Source organism: Paenibacillus zeirhizosphaerae, from assembly GCF_030705605.1.
GTDB lineage: Bacteria > Bacillota > Bacilli > Paenibacillales > Paenibacillaceae > Paenibacillus > Paenibacillus zeirhizosphaerae.
In genome coordinates, this window is record NZ_JAPCKK010000014.1 from 285935 (window position 1) to 304267 (window position 18333).

Genomic DNA, 18333 nt, shown 5'->3' on the forward strand with positions numbered 1-18333 from the left:
AACTCAAAAAGGGACGCCTCCAGCCAGCGGCTACAAGAGACATCCCCTTTTTTAAGCTTAATGATATCCTACGGCCTGGGCCACGACGACAAACACCGCACCCAATACAAACCAGATAGCCAGCAACGGCCAGAAGAAACGAACCCACTTTTGATAAGGAATTCCAGATACGGCCAGACTGCCCATCAACGCCGAGGAGGTCGGTAGAATCATGTTGGAGAAGCCGTCTCCAAGCTGGAAGGCAAGCACCGTTGTCTGACGCGTAATCCCAAGCAGGTCGGACAGCGGCACCATGATCGGCATCGTTGTCGCGGCCATTCCCGAGCCCGAGGTGATAAAGACGTTCATAATGTTCTGGAATGCATACATCCCCAGTACCTGAACGGAAGCCGGGAGCTCCCCGACCAGCATGGAAAGGCCATATACGATCGAGTCAATAACGTTGCCATGATCCAGTACAACGACGATAGAACGGGCAAGCCCGATAATCAGCGCACCATAGGTAATTGCACTTGCGCCTTTGACAAATTCGGAGGCGATGCGGCTGGGACCGTAACCCGCGCAGCAGCCGACCACCACGCCCATAGACAGAAACAGCGCTGCCAGTTCCTCCATCCACCAGTCCTGTGTCGATACACCCCAAATCAGCAGTGCAAAGCCGGTAGCAATCGTCAGCAAGGTCAAATAATGCTTCAGCCGCATCGGAGGCAGGTCGGAGAAATCAAGCTCTTTTTCTTCGGCCCCCTTCTCCAGCTCATAGACCAGGCTTTGTTCCGGGTTTTTCTTGACTTTCGCTGCATATCTCATTAAATACAGACTGGTGACCAGGATCAGGACGACGAGAATGATCGCACGCAGCCATAAGCCGGAGAACACCGGGATTTGCGCAATCGCCTGCGCCAGCCCAACATTAAACGGATTCAGCAACCCCGCCGTGAAACCGCAGGAGGCCCCGAGCGATATCATCGCCGTTCCGGTCAAAGCATCGAACCTTAACGCCCTGGCGATGGCGATACCGATCGGCACGAATACCATGACCTCTGTAGACATGCCCATCGTAAAACCACCCACAGAAAAAAGCGTGATAAACACCGGGATGACCCACAGTCCTTTATCCGCAAAAGCCCGCGCCACTCTGCCGGTAATCGCTTCAATGGTGCCCGTAGAAGTGATAATATGGAAGGCTCCGCCGATAATCAGGATAAAAAAGACGATATCCGCCGAATCCACCAGCCCGCCGACAATGGATTTCGGAATATCCCATAAGGTGACCGGATTGGATTCCACAGCACCGTAAGAACCGGGCACGAGCAGCGTACGCCCGCTCGCCTCGTCCTCCACCCGCTCAAACTCTCCAGCAGGCACAACATAGGTCAGAATGCCTGCGATTAAAGTAAGAATGATAAGAATGACAAACGTATGCGGCATTTTCAACCATTTCTTTTTTTCGTTCTGTGCTGCCGTACTATCCATGCTGTGCTCCCTCGTCTCTCTGCTTTTTCCATTGTCCAAACTCAGCCCGCACGGCCTGCAAAGCCTCCGGATTCGTATACAAGTCATAGGCTGTTAGAGCGAGTGCTTTGGCAGCGGCGTTCATCTCGACCATGCCTTCCTCTCCACCGGCAAGCTCGGCAAATTCCGGTGTATGCGTCGAAGCGTCACCGAGCCGAATATAGGGATGAATGGCAGCCGTGACCTGGCTGACATTTCCGATATCCGAGGAACCGATGCCGCCCTGTGCAGGGGGCTCACTTACCTCCAAGCCCATGTCCTCCAAATTCCGCTGGAACAACTCGGCCAACTGGCGGTTCGTATTCCGTTCCGCGTAGACCAGTCCTTCCTTGATCTCAACGGTTGCGCCGAGCCCTTCTGCGGCAGCCCGGACCGCCCGATAGACCTTCTTCTGCACAGCCGCCAGACCGACCACCGTGTCTGCCCGCAAAATAAATACCGCCTCACACAGCTCAGGCACTACATTAGGAGCGTCGCCTCCCTTGGTGATAATGCCGTGAATCCGCACGTCACTCGTGACGAATTGGCGCACTGAATTAATGGCGACAAAAGCGTTGATCATGGCATCCAGGGCGCTGATCCCCTTCTCGGGTGCTGAAGAAGCATGAGCCTGTCTTCCGTGAAAGGTAAAGGTAACATCCAGGCAGGCCAGCCCACCGCGCAGCACCATCGTCTTATTCTGCGGATGCACCATCATCACCGCGTCAATCTCATCAAATACACCGTGCTCGCACATGATAATTTTGCCGCCGCCTTCTTCCTCGGCCGGTGTGCCAAGGACAACGAGTCGGCCAGGCAGGTCAGGCATTGTATCCTTCAGGGCCAAGGCCGCGCCTACGGCCGCCGTACAGATCAGATTATGACCGCAGGCATGGCCGATCGCCGGCAGAGCATCATATTCGGCAAGCAGCGCCACGGTTGGCCCTTCTCCTCCGCCTTCCCATACAGCTCGAAAGGACGTTTCGAGTCCGGCAATTCCTTTTTCCACTGTAAATCCTCCGGCAGCAAGCCGCTCGGTCAGCCACTGCTGCGCTTTGTACTCATGGAAGCTAAGCTCGGGATGACTATGGATTTGTTTCGCCAGGCTGCGCAAATCAGGATCATGCTTGTCCACTGCCTGAATAAGGATTTTCTTTCCGGGATTCTCACCACTATAATTCAGAGTTGTAATATTGCACAAAGCCGTTTCCACCTTTCTGGATTTAACAAAAACGCATGTCCTAGACATGACGCACATGTGTAAGTTAATTCGTTTATTTGAATAAATATTCGATAAAATCATTCTAAAGAGAATGCTGAAATAAGTAAATTTAATGTTTTTTATTGATTTGTATAAATTTTATTTAAGAGAAGACAACAAAAACACGATAGCAAAAAAATAAGACGGCTTTCCCCACTCAAAATCGGGAGAAACCGCCCTTCACACAGCTTTTGTTAAATTCTGCTCTAACGCGCCATCTCCTGTTTCATCCATTCCACAAAACGGCTGACCACAGCAAGTTGTATCGCCTTATTTTTATACAGCATCCAGGTCGTCCGCAGAATCGGCTCTCCATTATCCAGCACCAGATCGAGCGTATACAACTGATCTGAAGGAGCAACAAAGATGCGCGGCACAATCGAATACCCCAGCCCATGCTTGACCATTTCCTTGCAGGTCTCATAGCTGTCTACTTCCATCGAGATGAGGGGCGGCTTGTCCTGCTTCTCTTTCCACCAGGCTTGCACAGCCTCGCTGAATGAAGAAGGGGGCAGCCCCCCTGCCGTTTTGGGCGCCTTATAGCGGATCAAAGGAAGAGACGGCAGCTTGTGCAGCTCAATCGGTTCGGTGGAGATTACACAAATACTTTCCTGCTGCAGCATATCCTTGCCTTCAGACCAGGGGTGCTCATTACGGATCACACCCACATGAATCTCATCATTTTGCAGCATGGCGTAAATTTCTGAGCTTAAGGCGCAGGTAACGGAAAATTGCACATCAGGATAGCTGTCCTTAAATGTCTTCAAGATCGGTGGCAGCTTGTATAAGCCGAAATAGCTGGATATTCCCAGCCGCAGTGTACCTCTGACTTCATTACGCAGATGAAGCACAGCATCCCTTAGCTCTGCCAAACCGGCAAGATGACGCCTCGCATATTCCACCAGACGCTCTCCCTCAGGTGTCAGCCGTCCGCCTTTAGCCCCCCGGATGATCACGGGGATACCGAACGACTTTTCAAGCTGGTTAAGACGGTAAGTAAGTGCCGGCTGTGTAATATAAAGCCGGTCTGCCGCACGTACCAGACTGCGTTCTTCCTCAATATAAATTAACATCAGACAGTCTTTTTCATCCATTACAGCCGCTCCTACAAATGGTTTGAGTCCTATCATAACACGGGGAGCGGCCTCCTCCCAATAAAAAGCCGCAAAACACAAACAGGGCATTCTTAGCCTGACGGCTTCGAATTGCCCTGTTCACTCCTTATCTAAACATACCCCACAGCTTAATTAAGTGAAGCGTGTTTTTCGGATCAATCCGCTGACCGATAACGAACGTCACCAGTTGCTGCTCCTGCGCAGGCGACAGCTTTTCCTGGAGAATGACTGCCGATGATTTCACCAGCCGTTGAACGACTGCCTTGTTTTGCAGGTCCGCCTTCGTAACCCCCTCCATCAGCTTCTTGATCCGGTCCTTAACGGCAGGATTCTTCATCTTCAGTTTCACCCGCTCTACCAGTTGCGGATGGATTCCGTACTGTTGATAACCCACTTGTACCAGCCTCCTGTCAAAATCATCCGTCTATAATATATGACGGAAGCCGGTCCAATGTGCCTAGTCGATCAAATCTCCCTGAAAAATCTGCTCCTGCTGCAGGTATTCACGCAGCCCCTCATACGCCTGAGAAGTCCAAAATGCTGCATCCTGGAGCAGGCTGACGGCATCCTCGCGTGCCTGCTCCAGCACCTCGAAATCCGCAACCATGTCGGCCAGGCGGAATTCTGGTAGGCCGCTCTGTTTCGTTCCGAAGAAGTCACCGGGACCACGTAAATCCAAATCCCGACGCGCGACCTCAAATCCGTCATCCGTTTCAGTCATAACCTTCATCCGTTCCTGACCGATCTCCGATTTCGGATCCGCGATCAGTACACAATAGGAAGCATACGCGCCTCGTCCGACACGTCCGCGCAATTGATGCAGTTGGGACAGGCCGAACCGGTCAGCGTCCATAATGACCATCAGCGTTGCATTGGGTACATCAACACCCACTTCAACGACCGTTGTAGATACGAGCAACTGTATCTCATTGGCATAGAACGAGCGCATAACCTCTTCCTTCTCCCCGGCCGTCATACGTCCGTGCAGCAATCCTACCTTGAATCCGGGAAAAGCCTGCTGCATTTGGATATGAAGATCAATAGCATTCTGAACGTCAAGCTTATCCGATTCCTCAATCAGTGGACAGATCAAATAGGCTTGTCTTCCTTGGCTCACCTCGCGCGAAATAAATCCAAGCACCCGGTCCATCATGTCATGCTTCACCCAGTAGGTCGAAATAGGTATCCGCCCTTTGGGACGTTCTGAAATCGTCGACACATCCATATCCCCAAAAGCGGTAATGGCCAACGTTCGCGGGATAGGGGTCGCCGTCATAGTCAGTACGTCCGGATTATATCCTTTACGGCGCAGCACACTGCGCTGGTTAACTCCGAAGCGATGCTGCTCGTCCGTTACGACCAAACCAAGCTGACGGAAAAAGACGTCTTCCTGAATGAGGGCATGCGTACCGACGACGATATCGATAAGTCCCATTTGTAATGAAGCCAACAGATCCTTCCGTTTGCGTCCGGTCACGCTGCCTGTCAGCAGACCGACACTAATCCCGAACGGCTCAAACAGCTTCTGCAGGGATCTGGTATGCTGCTCGGCCAAAATTTCCGTGGGTACCATAAGCGCCCCTTGAAACCCGGACCGGACGGTAGCGAAGAGCGCAATGGCGGCAATGACGGTTTTACCTGATCCGACATCTCCCTGCAGAAGCCGGTTCATACTATAGGGAGAGCGCATATCTTGGAGAATCTCAAGTTCCACCTTCTTCTGCGCGTCAGTCAGCTCAAACGGCAGACTACGCACAAACTCCCTGATGGTAGCGTTATCCGTCGTATGCACGACCCCATTCATTCTGCCACGGTTGAGCGCTCGAAACGCCTGCATCTTCAGTTGAAACAGGAACAGCTCCTCAAACACCATCCTGCGTCGCGCTTCCTGTCCTTCCTGATTATCCTGCGGCCGGTGGATAGCGGCAACAGCCTGTTTACGGGGAATCAAATGATATTTGCGAATCAACTGCTGTGGAAGCAGCTCGGGGATCATTTCACCGAACTGCTGCAGTGCCTGGTTGATCGTTTTGCGCATCCAGCTCTGTGTAATCTTGCCCCCCACGGAATACACGGGCTGCAACGTGCCCGAGCGTGTCGTTCCTTTATCCGGAAACTCGGCATCGGAGGCCGTCAACTGCATCCGCTTGCCATCCCATTTGCCGGAAACGATGATTTCTCTGCCGGCAGTAAGCTGATCCTTCAGAAAATGTCGATTAAACCAGGTGGCCGTGAACATCCAGTCCTCCGCTATAAGCTTGCAGGTCAGGCGTGACTTTTTGCCGTAACGCTGCAGTACGGGAATGCCTATAATTTTTGCCTGAACGGTAATCTTGTCCCCATCCTTAACTTCGGTTAAGGATCGGAGCCTGTAATCCTCATAGCGGAACGGGTAATATTCCAGCAGTTCTCTGACATTAGAGATGCCAAAGGCGTGAAGCTCTCCTTCCTTGAGAGCACTCACGCCGTTGATTTGTTTTAATACGATATGATCAAGCTTCTGCATTATGATCCCTCATCCCCGACAGACCACACAAAGACAGCAATCGTACCGGGGCCTACATGGGTGCCGATGACGGCCCCAATTTCCGTGTACAGCACATCGGCGACATTGAAACGGCTGCGCAGCATGTCCGTCAGTCCCTCAACTGTAGAAGGGTCGGCTGTATGGCCCAGCACTACATTGACTTTTTGACCTTTGATCGCCTGCTCCAGCATGTCTATGATACGGTTCATCGCTTTTTTGTGGCCTCTGGCCTTTTCCACAGGATAGATCACCCCATCCTGATCTATGGACAGTATCGGCTTAATATTCAGTAGCGTTCCGATGGTCGCCGCAGCTTTACCGATTCGCCCACCCTTTTGCAAGTATTCCAGCGTATCAACGAGAAAATATAGTTGGCGGCGTTGGCCCAACTCGTCCAGTGAGCGGATAATATCTGCCGTCTCCCGCCCTGCCGCCGCCATCCGGGCAGCATGCACCACCAGATAGCCATATCCATAAGAAGCAGATTTCGAATCATACACCGTAACTGGCTGCTCGTCATCCAGCATTGAGCGGCCGATGACGGCCGATTGGTACGTCCCACTTAAGCCTGAAGACAGATGTATAGATATAATCTGAGCATCTGGATGCGCCGCCAGAATGCTCTCATAAGTACGGGTGAACTCAGCAGGGGAAGGCTGCGACGTGGTCGGCAGCTCCTTCGACTTGACCAGCTCCGGGTAGAAGCGCTCTGGGGTCATCTCAATCCCATCGAGAAAAGCCTCTTCGCCGAACATCACCGTCAGCGGCACGATCCGAATGTGAAGCTCATTGACAAGTTCTTTCGGTATATCGGCCGTGCTGTCCGTCACTATGAATGTCCTGCTCATCTTTCACTCTCCTCTCCCGCTCCGCGTGATCTATCATCCTTAAATCTCAACGGAGAAGAGGTACGCATAAATTGGCTGTCCGCCTTCATGTACTTCCACTTCCGTGTCCGGATATTCCTGCTCCAGCCAAGAGACAAGCGCCTCCGTCTCGGCATCCTTACTGTCAGCACCTGTCAGAATCATCACGACTTCATCGCCGCTGACAATCATTTGAGAGAGCAATTCGCGGCAGGTTGGAAGTAACTCCTCTTCGGACGTCACAATCTTCGAATTGTGAATACCGATATAATGACCTTCTTTAATCTCGATATCATCAATAACCGTATCCCGTACGGCAGTCGTAACCTGCCCTGATTTAACGCGGCTAACAGCATCCAGCATATTCTCAAGGTTAACCTCGGCTGTCTCTTCTTCTTGGAAGGCAATAGCCGCAGCAATTCCCTGAGGAATCGTTTTACTCGGAATTACGCTGACCAGCCGCTCTCCCATCAACAGCTCGCGGGCCTGCTCTGCAGCCAGGACAATGTTTGAGTTATTCGGGAGGATAAAAATATGCTGGGCAGCAATCCTCTGTGCGGCATTAACAAAGTCCTCCGTACTCGGATTCATCGTCTGTCCCCCGGACAGTACAACATCGACGCCAAGACTTGAGAAGATATCCGTAATGCCCTGCCCTGACGATACCGCGATAAAACCGTAAGGCGCGAGCTCGTGCGCCGGAGGTTCGGACGGCTCCTCTGCCCGCGTCGGCTCAGCCGGGATATCGGCAAACCATTCCGGCTCAGGTGCGACGTCCCTTCCGGCAGACAGCAGATCACGGTGCTGCTCACGCATGTTCAAAATGCGAATCTGTGTAATCTCACCGTGCTGCAGGGCCAAGTTCAACACCTCGCCAGGTGCCTTGGAATGCACGTGCACTTTGATGATATCGTCATCCGCAATTACAATAATCGAATCCCCGTTGACTGACAACGCTTTCTGGAATTCTCCCTCACTGAAGACGGGCTGACTGACTTCACTTAATTGGCGATTGATAAAAAATTCCATATCGTATAAAAATTCAATATTTTCGGTTTCCAGCTTCGCCTGTGCCGACATCGGGGCGTCCGGCGCAACCGTTACACTCGCGTGAACCGCTGCCCCACGCGGTGTAACTGTCTTATGATTTGACGGTTTTTCCGACGCCGGGGCATAGGATACCCCGCTGCGGAGATATTGCGCAAAACCTTCATAGATATAGACAAGCCCCTGACCACCGGAATCGACAACCCCAACCTGCTTTAATACAGGCAGGATCTCCTGAGTCATGGCAAGTGATTGCTTCGCTTTGCCCAGCACTTCTTCCATAAGTTCTGTGACGTCATTAGCACGACGGGCATAATAAACGGCGTGTTTGGCCGCTTCCTTGGCCACCGTCAGAATCGTGCCCTCGACCGGCTTCATAACCGCTTTATATGCAGCATCCACACCGCTCTGCAGCGCCGATGCAAACTGAAGGGTATTTAATTCCTCGTATGGGGCAGCGTAACGGCTGAAGCCGCGGAACAACTGTGATAGGATCACCCCGGAATTGCCTCGGGCTCCCATTAGCAATCCTTTGGAAAGAATGCCGGACATCACGCCAATCGACGCAGAGTCTCCCCTCTTGATCTCGGCTACGCCCGCACTCATCGTCAAATTCATATTTGTCCCCGTATCGCCGTCCGGCACCGGGAATACATTCAGGGAATTGACGTGTTCCGCATGCTGCTGCAATTGTTCCGCTCCGGCCAACACCATTGCGGCAAAATCTGTTCCATTCAAAGAACGCTTACTCAATGAGAATTCCCCTTCCTCGCTTTATGCGCATGTCCATAAGCCGCAGTATTCTTAAACTCCGCAAAAGACGGCGTAAGATGATTTAAAGTCAGCAATGAGAGCCCGAGTCATGCCTGTCCCAGGTCGGTTATACTCAATTTTACATATCGTAAAGCGCAACCTGCTGCTTCTGAATAATACGCATGCTTATTCATTAATGTTCCATTGATTGATAAATTCTATAATCATAAAACCGCATACTGAACTAATCTACATTGTACTATAATGAACAATAGAAATAAATAAAGTTTTTGGATCAGTTGACGCCGCTTTTTGGGCTGTGATATTATATATAAGTATTGTTTTGTTCAGATCTGTATATGAACAAGGCCTGATCCGAGGCATTCATGCCGCGTTTATGCGGCCCTAATGATGATGATTGTTTCAACCATTAGCCTGTTGGTAAAGGTGATTTCCAGAATAGGAGGTGGAATCTATGTCTCGCAAATGCTATGTGACAGGTAAAGCGCCTAGCAGCGGTAACCATGTGTCTCACGCAAACAACCGTAACCGCCGTTCCTGGGGTGTCAATGTACAAAAAGTTCGCATCCTCGTTAACGGTAAACCAAAACGCGTTTATGTAAGCACTCGTGCCCTGAAATCCGGCAAAGTGACTCGCGTTTAATCGTACAATACAAAAGGCACCTCGTTGATCAACGGGTGCTTTTTTTGTTGAGTTTTTCCTGCCCTTCAACTGACTGGATATTCTTTAGCTTTTCTGAAATGTATTCAAAATCGCTTTGACGAAGCCTCCCAGAAATTTCGGCAGTTTGATTGTGTAAAACTTCATGCTTCACCCTCCCCATAATCCTCATGCGTCCGTCTTCTATAGACTATGCACTTGTTTCACCGTTGTGCCCGACAAAAAAAAGGCTACATGAGAATACTGCTCATGTAACCATGTTTATGCATAGTGTGCCGTGCCTATTCCAGCAGATCGGAGGCTGTATGAAACGGTTTAGAGAGTTGGGTTCTGCGACAACAGGGTATTTAATGGCATTCTGACAACAGAGAACAGGCTTAGAATCAAGCCTGTCCCCATGCTCGCAAGCGCCATCCACAGCGACTCTTTCAGTTTCATACGTTCTGTTCAGCGCTCTTGCGAATCGCGGCAATCGCGGCCGCACGGTCAGGGCGGCTGTATACAGCACTACCGGCAACAAGAACGTCCGCACCGGCTCCCACAACAGCAGCCGCTGTCTCTTCGGCAATGCCTCCATCTACTTCAATATGTACGTCCGGGCGGCCTATTTCATTCAACCAGGATCGGACTTGTCTGATTTTGGACAGCGTGCCCGGTATGAAGGATTGCCCCCCAAAGCCGGGATTAACCGTCATAATCAGGACCATATCAATGTCGGATAATACTTCTTTGACCGCATAGGCAGGCGTCCCGGGATTCAAAGCAACACCGGCCAATGCGCCCTGCTCTTTAATCATATGAACGACACGATGCAGGTGCACACACGCTTCAGCGTGGACGGTAATCACATTCGCTCCCGCTTTAGCAAAATCCGCTATATAACGTTCAGGCTGTTCAATCATCAGATGCACATCCAGCGGAAGCTTGGTATGCGGACGAATTGCAGAGACAATGGGCGGACCCAAGGTAATGTTCGGGACGAAATGACCGTCCATCACATCTACATGAATCCAATCTCCACCGCCGGCTTCCGCCTCGGCTACTTCGCTGCCCAGCTTGGAAAAATCGGCGGATAAAATGGATGGCGCAATTTTGATCATATTTAGTACCTCCGCTTCTTTTCTTTCATTTCTTCAAAAAATTGTACATAGTTCTCATATCTACTGCGGGCGATTTCGCCCGCTTCCACAGCTTCTGTAACTTTACAGCCAGGCTCGTGGGTATGTGTGCACCCGCGGAATTTGCATTCAGCCGCATAAGAGGCAAATTCCCGGAAGCAGGAAGACAGCTCTTCCACACCCAACTCCAAAAAATCAAGCTGGCTGAAGCCCGGCGTATCCGCAACCAGGCCGCCGTTATCCAGCGGGATCAGCTCGACATGCCTCGTTGTATGACGGCCCCGTCCCAGCTTGGAGCTGATGGCGCTAGTCTCCAGCGTAAGACCAGGCTTCAGAGCATTCAGCATCGAAGACTTGCCGACCCCTGACTGTCCGGAGAACACGCTGATACGGCCGGCCAACAGCTCCTTTACCCGTTCTGTGCCCAAGCCCGTTTTGGAGCTGGTGATTAGAACTTCGTAGCCCGCTTGCGCATAAAGGTGACGAACTTGCTCAAGGGAATCGTCCGGCTCTTCATTCGCCAGCAAATCGCGTTTGGTCAAGCAAATGACCGCATCCAGCCCGGCATGTTCAATGTGAACCAGAAATTTATCCATCAGGGTGAGATTCAGATCCGGCTCTTTGACCGAAAACAGCAAAACAGCCAGTGAAACGTTCACTACCGGCGGACGTATAAGCTCGGAATCCCTTTTCCTGATTTCATCCACAGTTCCCTCACCGTTCTCGGTGAGGGAGAACCTTACACGGTCGCCTACGAGAGGCGATTCCCCTCTTTTCTTGAAAATGCCGCGTGCCCTGCACTGCACAGTCTGCTCGCCGGAAACGGGTTTGCCCTCTTCATCCAGCCGAGCTACGTAATAGTAGCCGCTGAGCGCCTTGACAATCAGTCCTTCGGGCATAAATAAGCTGTCCTCCTTCATGATTTAGGGAATCAATTGTTATTATTGTTCTGTCCCTCTTCGCCTGATTGATTCTGTTCTTCAGTAGTCTGATCGGTACTGTCCTGCTGTTCCGCCGCCGGATCAGCCTCTCCACTACTTCCTTCCCCTTCCGAAGTACTGCCGTCCGATTCATCGCCCGCAGGCGGATCGGGTTCACTAGAAGCTGGTGGCGTAACCTGAGGCTGCTGGACGGTTCCGTTTTTGGCATCAATGTAAGGAATCACATACGTATCAAAAAATTGTCCGTCCCTGTACACCGAAACTACGCCGTCCTTATTCGGGGCAAGCAGCAGGTCGATGGTCAGCATCTGGGTTGTATTGATCGTCCGCTTTCCCCATTCCTTATCGCTGACACGTGCGTCGGTATAGGTAACACGAATATCGCTGTTTTTGCCTTCCTCCGCCGGTGCGACCGGCAACTCATACGAGTACGTGATCGCTTCCGGAGGCAAACCCGTACTTACCGTGAGGGTCACTTTAGAGCCAGGATCAACATCTTCTCCGGCTGCAGCAGGCCATTGCTTTATGACCTTGCCTTGCTCGGCAGTGAAGCTGCTTTCCTCACTTACGGCCTCCAGCTTGAGTCCGGCGTCGGAGATCATTTTTTCCGCCTCAGCCTGTGTCTTATTGATCAGATCAGGCATCTTAATCGTGTCCGGCCCCTTGCTCACGATTAGTGTAACCTGGACCTCGTCCGGATTGTAGTCCGTATTTGCCGCCGGTGTCTGCTCTATAATGGTACCAGCCTGCTTGTCGCTGAACTGATCATCAGCACGGGTAATCCGTTCCTCGGGAATTCCCACTGCAACCAGTTTAGCCACAGCATCCTCGTAAGTGGTCTGCTTAGAGAGGAGATCCGGCATTTTCTGCAATGGCTTCTCCGCTCCGATCGTAAGCTCTATCAGTGCTCCCTTTTTCAGCACCGTGCCTTCCGGCTGATCCTGTATGAACACAACTCCGGGATCTATTCCCTCTTTGTACTGTTCCAGCACCGGCTCTTTCACCGTCAGCCCGGCTTTGACCAGCTCCGCTCTCGCCTGTTCCTCCGTCATATTGACCACATTCGGTACCTTAACCTCAGGCACTTCCATAAGATTGGTCACGTACATCACCAGCAACGCCATGGCAACCAACAATGCGACTACCGATCCCGCCCAGATGTACACCTTTTTATTGCTTTTCCTCACAGGACGCTGCGGAACTTCCTCCGTCATCTCCGGAGCAGACTGCCAGTCCGCAGATGCCTTGGATATGCCGCTGCTGGGCAAAGGCTTGATCGCAGGAATAATCCGCGTCTGTGCTTCGTCCTCTTCATCATCGAAGAGAATTTTGTGCTCATTCCGGCGTTCAGGCAGCAAGCAGGTTTCTAGATCCTGCATCATTTCCTCCGCCGACTGGTAGCGTTCCTGCGGATTTTTGCGCATGGATTTCAGAATAATGTTCTCCACACTTTGCGGAATCAGAGGATTCACTTTGCGCGGCTCTTCAAATTCCTCCTGCAAATGCTTCAAGGCGACGCTGATCGGGCTTTCTCCCAGGAAAGGAAGCTGGGCCGTCAGCATTTGGTACAGCACGATGCCTAATGAGTATAAATCCGATTTCTCTCCTGTCGTAACACCTTTTGCATGCTCCGGCGAGAAATAATGAACCGATCCCACCACCGAGCCTGTTTGGGTAATCGTCGTGGAAGTAACCGCCCGTGCAATCCCGAAATCTGTTACTTTGACCCGGCCATTACGACCGATCAATATATTGTGAGGCTTGATATCCCTGTGGATAATCTGGTTGTGATGGGCGTGCTCAAGCGCATCGCAGATTTGGGAGGCAATGCGTACCGCCTCTTCCACCTGCAAGGGGGCCCGTTCTTTAATAATTTCATTTAAATTTTTGCCTTCAACGCATTCCATGACGATATAGTGGATATCCTCTTCTTGTCCCACATCATAAATGCTGACCACATTCTGATGGGATAACGAAGCTGCCGATTGCGCCTCCCGCCGGAAACGGCGGATAAACTCCTCATCATGGACAAACTGCTGACGAAGCACCTTGACAGCGACATTGCGGTTCAGCAAAATATCCTGCGCCCTGTAGACGAGAGCCATGCCGCCTCCACCTATGCGCTCGATAATGTCATACCTTCCGCCCAACAGATGTCCTATCATGCTTCATACCCCTTTTCCTCCGCAGAAGCTTCCTGCGGTAACTCAAACAGGGCGACGGTAATGTTGTCATCCCCTCCTGCCAGCAGCGCGAGGTGGAGCAGCCTGTCCGCGCGTTCCTCAAGTGGTATATCGGATGCACCCACAACCTTATTGATCTGCTCCTCGCTCACCAGATTGCTGAGTCCGTCGCTGCAGAGCAGCAGAACATCGCCTTTCTTCAGCTCAATGGCATCCAAATCCACAGCTACTTCCATATCAGTGCCAAGCGCGCGAGTCAGCACATTTCTGCGCGGATGCGTCCCAACTTCCTCTCTGCTGATCTGGCCGTTCTTGTACAGCTCGTTTACCAGCGTATGATCCTCCGTAATTTGCGTTGTGGTGCCCCCTGATATGACATATGCCCGGCTGTCGCCAATATGACCGATTACACCCTTTGTATCATTCAGCAGTACGGCCACGACCGTCGTGCCCATATTGTGATATTGGACGTTGCGGTCTGCTGTTTGATAGATCACTTCATTGGCATGTAAAATAGCGTCGCTGAGCGCCGCAGACAAAGAATGCACCGACAATCCGGTTTCCAAAGTGGCCAAATCGGCGGCAAGGGTCTCCACTGCCAGGCGGCTTGCCGTATCTCCCGCCAGATGACCGCCCATTCCATCAGCAACAATTCCCAGAATATATCCCTGCTCCAAATGACGAATCCAGGCTGAATCTTCATTGACCGAACGCACGCGTCCGACATGGCTGACATGAACTGTTTTAATCAAATGATTTCACCTCAACTCCATATGCTTTGCACGCAACTGTCCACAGGCAGCAGCGATGTCGTGGCCCTGCTCGCGGCGAATCGTCACGTTAATCCCCTTCTCAGCCAGCTTACGCTGAAATTTGAAGATGTCATTCCGGGAAGTACGGATATATTTGCGTTCAGGCACATGATTGACCGGAATAAGGTTGACGTGACACAGCATATCCTTCAGAACCTCCCCAAGCTCCTCCGCATGCTCTTCCTGATCATTAACCCCACCGATCAGCGCATATTCAAACGTAATACGGCGGCCGGTTTTGGCCAGATAATAGCGGAGCGACTCCATGACATCCTGAAACGGATACCGGCGGTTAACAGGCATCAGCTTGGACCGGAGCGCATCATTCGGCGCATGGATGGAAATCGCCAGGTTGATCTGCGTATCCTCATCGGCAAATTTATAAATATTCGGCACGATGCCGCTCGTGGAAACAGTAATATGACGCTGCCCGATATTCAAGCCCTTCTCATGGATCATAATGCGCAGAAACTTCATCGTTTCCTCGTAATTCTCGAACGGCTCGCCGGAGCCCATAATCACGATACTGCTGACCCGCTCACCCTTTTTGTCAAGAATTTTCTGAGCCTGTACGACCTGCGCAACAATCTCGCCCGAAGTAAGATTCCGCTTGAGTCCTCCCAGTGTAGAGGCGCAGAACGTGCAGCCAATGCGACAGCCGACCTGCGTAGTCACACAGATGCTGTTGCCGTAATTATGCTTCATGATGACCGTCTCAATCGCATGGTCATCGTGCAAACCGAAGAGAAACTTGACGGTTCCGTCTTTGGATTCGAGCTTGGTGATCTCCTGGAGCGTGACGAAGCTGAATTGGTCGGTAAGCTTCTCGCGCAAAGACTTGGACAAATTGGTCATTCCACTGAAATCGTCTACCCGCTTCACATAGAGCCAGTCAAAAATTTGGCCGCCGCGAAAAGCAGGCTCCCCGTTCTCAATGGCCCAGGCCTGTAGCTCCTCCAGCGTATAATCGTATATAAAAGGTTTCATGTTAATATAGCACCTGTACTTTCTGAATAGTTATGTTGTTCGTATTAAGGGTATTGTTTCTCATTCTTCCTATTTTAGCACAAATGAAAGAAGCGGTAAAAAATTTTCATCAACGCCCAAGTTTGACAGCCACAAAAATAGAAAACCGCCGGGCTGCAGCCCGGCGGCAAGTATGCTTGGTAGGTCATTGCAATCAAGGATCGCCGTTAGTTGTTGCAGCGCTGCAGCCTTGCAATATAAAAACCGTCACTGTGAAAATGCTGGGGTAAAATCTGCAGGACACCGTGCTCATTGAGCCCCTCTGCCACACCGGACCACACAGTGCCTTGTTCCTCCACACGCTTGAAGTCCGGATGATCCTTCAGAAATCGCTCAATCTGCCCCTCGTTCTCGGTAGGCTCAATCGTACAGGTACTGTAGACAAGCAAGCCGCCGGGCTTCAGCAGCCCGGACACACGATCAAGCAGCTTAGACTGCAGATCGGCTATCGCTTCAATATCCTCCAACGACTTGCTCCAGCGTAAATCTGGCTTGCGACGGATGACCCCGAGTCCTGAGCAGGGGGCATCCAGCAAGATACGGTCAAACGATGCCGCCGGATAGCGATCCGGCAACTCGGCGGCATCACCGATTACCGTTTCGATACATTCCAGACCGAGCCTGCCTGCCTGCTCCTGGATCAGATTCTTCTTGTGGGGATGAAGATCGTTGGCGATAATACGGCCCCTGTCTTTCATGATCTCCCCCATATGCGCCGTCTTGCCGCCGGGAGCCGCGCAACAGTCCAGCACAAGCATGCCCGGTGTCGGAGCAACAGCCTCGGCCACCAGCATGGAGCTTTCGTCCTGAACGGAGAGCAGGCCGTCTCTGTACCAGGAGGTTAGGGCCAAGTTGCCACCACTGCGCACAATAATTCCGTACATGCTAACATCCGAAGGAATCGCGTCCATTCCCTCGGCCTTCATCTCCTCCAGCAGTCGTTCACGGCTGGTCATCGTGGTATTCACCCGTACACTGACCGCAGGCGGTTCATTGTTCGCCCGGCAGATTGCTTCCGCCGTTTCCTCGCCGTACTGCGCAATCCAGCGCTTGACGAGCCACTCCGGATGGGAGTGCTCCAACGCAATCCTCTCCACGGCAGACAGGTTGTCCGGAAGGAGCAGCTTCTCCGGTTCACGCAGCATACTGCGCAGCACACCGTTGACCATCCCCGAGATCCCCTGATGTCCCCGACGCTTGGCCAAATTCACCGCCTCGCTGACGACGGCATGATCCGGGATCCGGTCGAGGTACACAATCTGATACGCGCTCATACGCAGCAGGCTGCGAACCCACGGCTGCAGCTTGGCAGCTCCTTTCTGGACGAAACGGTTCAGGAAATAGTCCAGCGTATTACGACGAGCGGTTGTACCGTATACCAGCTCGGTAACGAGCCCCGCATCCGCCGATGACAGGCGGGCCTGCTGCAGACTTTTGTTAAGCTCAAGATTGCTGTAGGCCCCCTCTTGCTCAATCCCAGCTAGGATATTCAGCGCTACTTCACGGGCTGACATTTGGCGCGGGCCGCCTGTTTTCGCTCCGTTCTTCATGCAAGCACCGTTCCGGGCTTCATTTGTCCCCCGCGCGCAAACTGTCCGGCCGCCATCGCCTTCTTGCCTGCCGGCTGAATCTCGCTCAGCCAAATGGAGCCATCGCCGGTACGCACTTCAATACCCTCATCCGTCAGCTTCAGCACGGTTCCCGGTGTCTCGCTGCCTACAGAGCTTTGCCCTGCGTTCGGAACTTTGGCGCCCCAGATTTTAAATACATTTCCTTCCCACAGCGTAAAGGCTCCGGAAAAAGGAACAAGCCCGCGGATCCGGTTGTAAATCGCCTGTGAGGAATGCTGCCAGTCAATCTTCTCGTCCTCGCGCGTTAGGTTGGGCGCATATGTAGCCTCGTCTTCCTTCTGCGGTGTTCTTTCAGCCTCGCCTGCCAGCAATAACGGAAGCTGTTCGCGCAATAGCTGCGCTCCGGCTGAGCTAAGCTTAGCAAATACAGTACCGGACGTATCTTCAGGCTCGATAGGGACCTCCACCTTAGCAATCATGTCCCCTGTATCAAGGCCTTCCGCCATGTACATCAGCGTCACACCGGTCATCGCCTCACCGTTGATGATCGCACGCTGAATAGGCGCCCCGCCCCGGTAGCGCGGGAGCAAAGAGCCGTGTACATTCAGACAACCGAATTGAGGCATGTCCAATACAGCTTTGGGCAGAATCTGCCCGTAAGCCGCCGTCACAATAACATCAGGCTCCCATAACGCAAGCTCAGCTACCGCCTCCGGCAGGCGCAGCCGCTGGGGCTGCATCACCGGAAGACCATGCTTAAGAGCCGCTTCCTTGACGGGCGGCGGAGTCATTATTTTTTTACGTCCCTGAGGTTTATCCGGCTGGGTCACCACACCCACGACATGATAACCGTCCTCCAGCAGCGCCTCAAGGGTAGGCACAGCAAAGTCTGGTGTGCCCATAAAGACGATTCGAATTTCATCCTTCATTCGTGCTCACT

16 protein-coding genes are annotated in these 18333 nt (G+C 52.2%); 1 reads left to right on the forward strand and 15 read right to left on the reverse strand.

Annotated elements, in window-relative coordinates; translation table 11 throughout:
- Positions 1 to 57: 57 nt before the first annotated feature.
- The 7 genes from OIN60_RS08450 to OIN60_RS08480 form a co-directional block, all read right to left on the reverse strand.
- Complete coding sequence (locus OIN60_RS08450; RefSeq protein ID WP_305754423.1) at positions 58 to 1473, reverse strand: YfcC family protein; 1416 nt, start codon at positions 1471 to 1473, stop codon at positions 58 to 60.
- Positions 1466 to 2692, reverse strand: coding sequence for a M20 family metallopeptidase (locus OIN60_RS08455; RefSeq protein WP_305754424.1), 1227 nt, complete (start codon positions 2690 to 2692; stop codon positions 1466 to 1468). The genes OIN60_RS08450 and OIN60_RS08455 overlap by 8 nt, the downstream gene beginning before the upstream one ends.
- A 266-nt stretch (positions 2693 to 2958) precedes the next feature.
- The gene (locus tag OIN60_RS08460; RefSeq protein ID WP_305754425.1) at positions 2959 to 3882 is read right to left on the reverse strand and encodes a LysR family transcriptional regulator; all 924 of its coding nucleotides are present in this window, start codon (positions 3880 to 3882) and stop codon (positions 2959 to 2961) included.
- A gap of 91 nt (positions 3883 to 3973) precedes the next feature.
- Complete coding sequence (locus OIN60_RS08465) at positions 3974 to 4261, reverse strand: stage VI sporulation protein F (RefSeq protein ID WP_305754426.1); 288 nt, start codon at positions 4259 to 4261, stop codon at positions 3974 to 3976.
- Between the two features lie 63 nt (positions 4262 to 4324).
- Positions 4325 to 6373, reverse strand: coding sequence for an ATP-dependent DNA helicase RecG (recG, locus tag OIN60_RS08470; RefSeq protein ID WP_305754427.1), 2049 nt, complete (start codon positions 6371 to 6373; stop codon positions 4325 to 4327).
- Positions 6373 to 7242 (reverse strand): DegV family protein, encoded by an 870-nt coding sequence (locus OIN60_RS08475; RefSeq protein WP_305754428.1) that lies wholly within the window; start codon positions 7240 to 7242, stop codon positions 6373 to 6375. The genes recG and OIN60_RS08475 overlap by 1 nt, the downstream gene beginning before the upstream one ends.
- Positions 7243 to 7281: 39 nt before the next feature.
- Positions 7282 to 9060: a DAK2 domain-containing protein gene (locus OIN60_RS08480; protein WP_305754429.1), complete on the reverse strand. Its 1779-nt coding sequence runs from the start codon at positions 9058 to 9060 to the stop codon at positions 7282 to 7284.
- A 475-nt stretch (positions 9061 to 9535) separates the two neighbouring features.
- Here OIN60_RS08480 and rpmB point away from each other — a divergent pair, with 475 nt between their 5' ends.
- Positions 9536 to 9724 carry a 50S ribosomal protein L28 gene (rpmB, locus tag OIN60_RS08485; protein ID WP_305754430.1) on the forward strand — a complete coding sequence of 63 codons (189 nt, stop codon included), beginning with the start codon at positions 9536 to 9538 and terminating at the stop codon, positions 9722 to 9724.
- 84 nt (positions 9725 to 9808) lie between these two features.
- On the opposite strand, the gene spoVM is transcribed toward rpmB, so the two are convergent.
- The 8 genes from spoVM to fmt all read right to left on the reverse strand — a co-directional run bounded on the left by spoVM (position 9809) and on the right by fmt (position 18322).
- Positions 9809 to 9889 carry a stage V sporulation protein SpoVM gene (gene spoVM / locus OIN60_RS08490; protein WP_040711006.1) on the reverse strand — a complete coding sequence of 27 codons (81 nt, stop codon included), beginning with the start codon at positions 9887 to 9889 and terminating at the stop codon, positions 9809 to 9811.
- A gap of 287 nt (positions 9890 to 10176) precedes the next feature.
- Positions 10177 to 10842, reverse strand: coding sequence for a ribulose-phosphate 3-epimerase (gene rpe, locus OIN60_RS08500; RefSeq protein ID WP_305754431.1), 666 nt, complete (start codon positions 10840 to 10842; stop codon positions 10177 to 10179).
- 2 nt (positions 10843 to 10844) lie between these two features.
- The gene (gene rsgA, locus OIN60_RS08505) at positions 10845 to 11759 is read right to left on the reverse strand and encodes a ribosome small subunit-dependent GTPase A (RefSeq protein WP_305754432.1); all 915 of its coding nucleotides are present in this window, start codon (positions 11757 to 11759) and stop codon (positions 10845 to 10847) included.
- A gap of 32 nt (positions 11760 to 11791) precedes the next feature.
- Positions 11792 to 13966, reverse strand: coding sequence for a Stk1 family PASTA domain-containing Ser/Thr kinase (gene pknB / locus OIN60_RS08510; RefSeq protein WP_305754433.1), 2175 nt, complete (start codon positions 13964 to 13966; stop codon positions 11792 to 11794).
- Positions 13963 to 14736 (reverse strand): Stp1/IreP family PP2C-type Ser/Thr phosphatase, encoded by a 774-nt coding sequence (locus OIN60_RS08515; protein ID WP_305754434.1) that lies wholly within the window; start codon positions 14734 to 14736, stop codon positions 13963 to 13965. The genes pknB and OIN60_RS08515 overlap by 4 nt, the downstream gene beginning before the upstream one ends.
- A gap of 6 nt (positions 14737 to 14742) precedes the next feature.
- Complete coding sequence (rlmN, locus tag OIN60_RS08520) at positions 14743 to 15783, reverse strand: dual-specificity RNA methyltransferase RlmN (RefSeq protein ID WP_305754435.1); 1041 nt, start codon at positions 15781 to 15783, stop codon at positions 14743 to 14745.
- A 206-nt stretch (positions 15784 to 15989) separates the two neighbouring features.
- Positions 15990 to 17372, reverse strand: coding sequence for a 16S rRNA (cytosine(967)-C(5))-methyltransferase RsmB (gene rsmB / locus OIN60_RS08525; protein ID WP_305754436.1), 1383 nt, complete (start codon positions 17370 to 17372; stop codon positions 15990 to 15992).
- On the reverse strand, positions 17369 to 18322 hold the full coding sequence (fmt, locus tag OIN60_RS08530) for a methionyl-tRNA formyltransferase (RefSeq protein WP_305754437.1): 954 nt from the start codon (positions 18320 to 18322) through the stop codon (positions 17369 to 17371). Before fmt ends, rsmB begins: the two co-directional genes overlap by 4 nt.
- Positions 18323 to 18333 lie beyond the last annotated feature (11 nt).

Bases quoted from the DNA above. Each gene is read 5' to 3' on its own strand.
- OIN60_RS08475 (WP_305754428.1), bottom strand. From the start codon at position 7,242: ATGAGCAGGACATTCATAGTGACGGACAGCACGGCCGATATACCGAAA.
- spoVM (WP_040711006.1), bottom strand. From the start codon at position 9,889: ATGAAGTTTTACACAATCAAACTGCCGAAATTTCTGGGAGGCTTCGTC.
- OIN60_RS08460 (WP_305754425.1), bottom strand. From the start codon at position 3,882: ATGATAGGACTCAAACCATTTGTAGGAGCGGCTGTAATGGATGAAAAA.
- rsmB (WP_305754436.1), bottom strand. From the start codon at position 17,372: ATGAAGAACGGAGCGAAAACAGGCGGCCCGCGCCAAATGTCAGCCCGT.
- rpmB (WP_305754430.1), top strand. From the start codon at position 9,536: ATGTCTCGCAAATGCTATGTGACAGGTAAAGCGCCTAGCAGCGGTAAC.
- fmt (WP_305754437.1), bottom strand. From the start codon at position 18,322: ATGAAGGATGAAATTCGAATCGTCTTTATGGGCACACCAGACTTTGCT.
- rpe (WP_305754431.1), bottom strand. From the start codon at position 10,842: ATGATCAAAATTGCGCCATCCATTTTATCCGCCGATTTTTCCAAGCTG.
- pknB (WP_305754433.1), bottom strand. From the start codon at position 13,966: ATGATAGGACATCTGTTGGGCGGAAGGTATGACATTATCGAGCGCATA.
- rsgA (WP_305754432.1), bottom strand. From the start codon at position 11,759: ATGCCCGAAGGACTGATTGTCAAGGCGCTCAGCGGCTACTATTACGTA.
- rlmN (WP_305754435.1), bottom strand. From the start codon at position 15,783: ATGAAACCTTTTATATACGATTATACGCTGGAGGAGCTACAGGCCTGG.
- recG (WP_305754427.1), bottom strand. From the start codon at position 6,373: ATGCAGAAGCTTGATCATATCGTATTAAAACAAATCAACGGCGTGAGT.
- OIN60_RS08450 (WP_305754423.1), bottom strand. From the start codon at position 1,473: ATGGATAGTACGGCAGCACAGAACGAAAAAAAGAAATGGTTGAAAATG.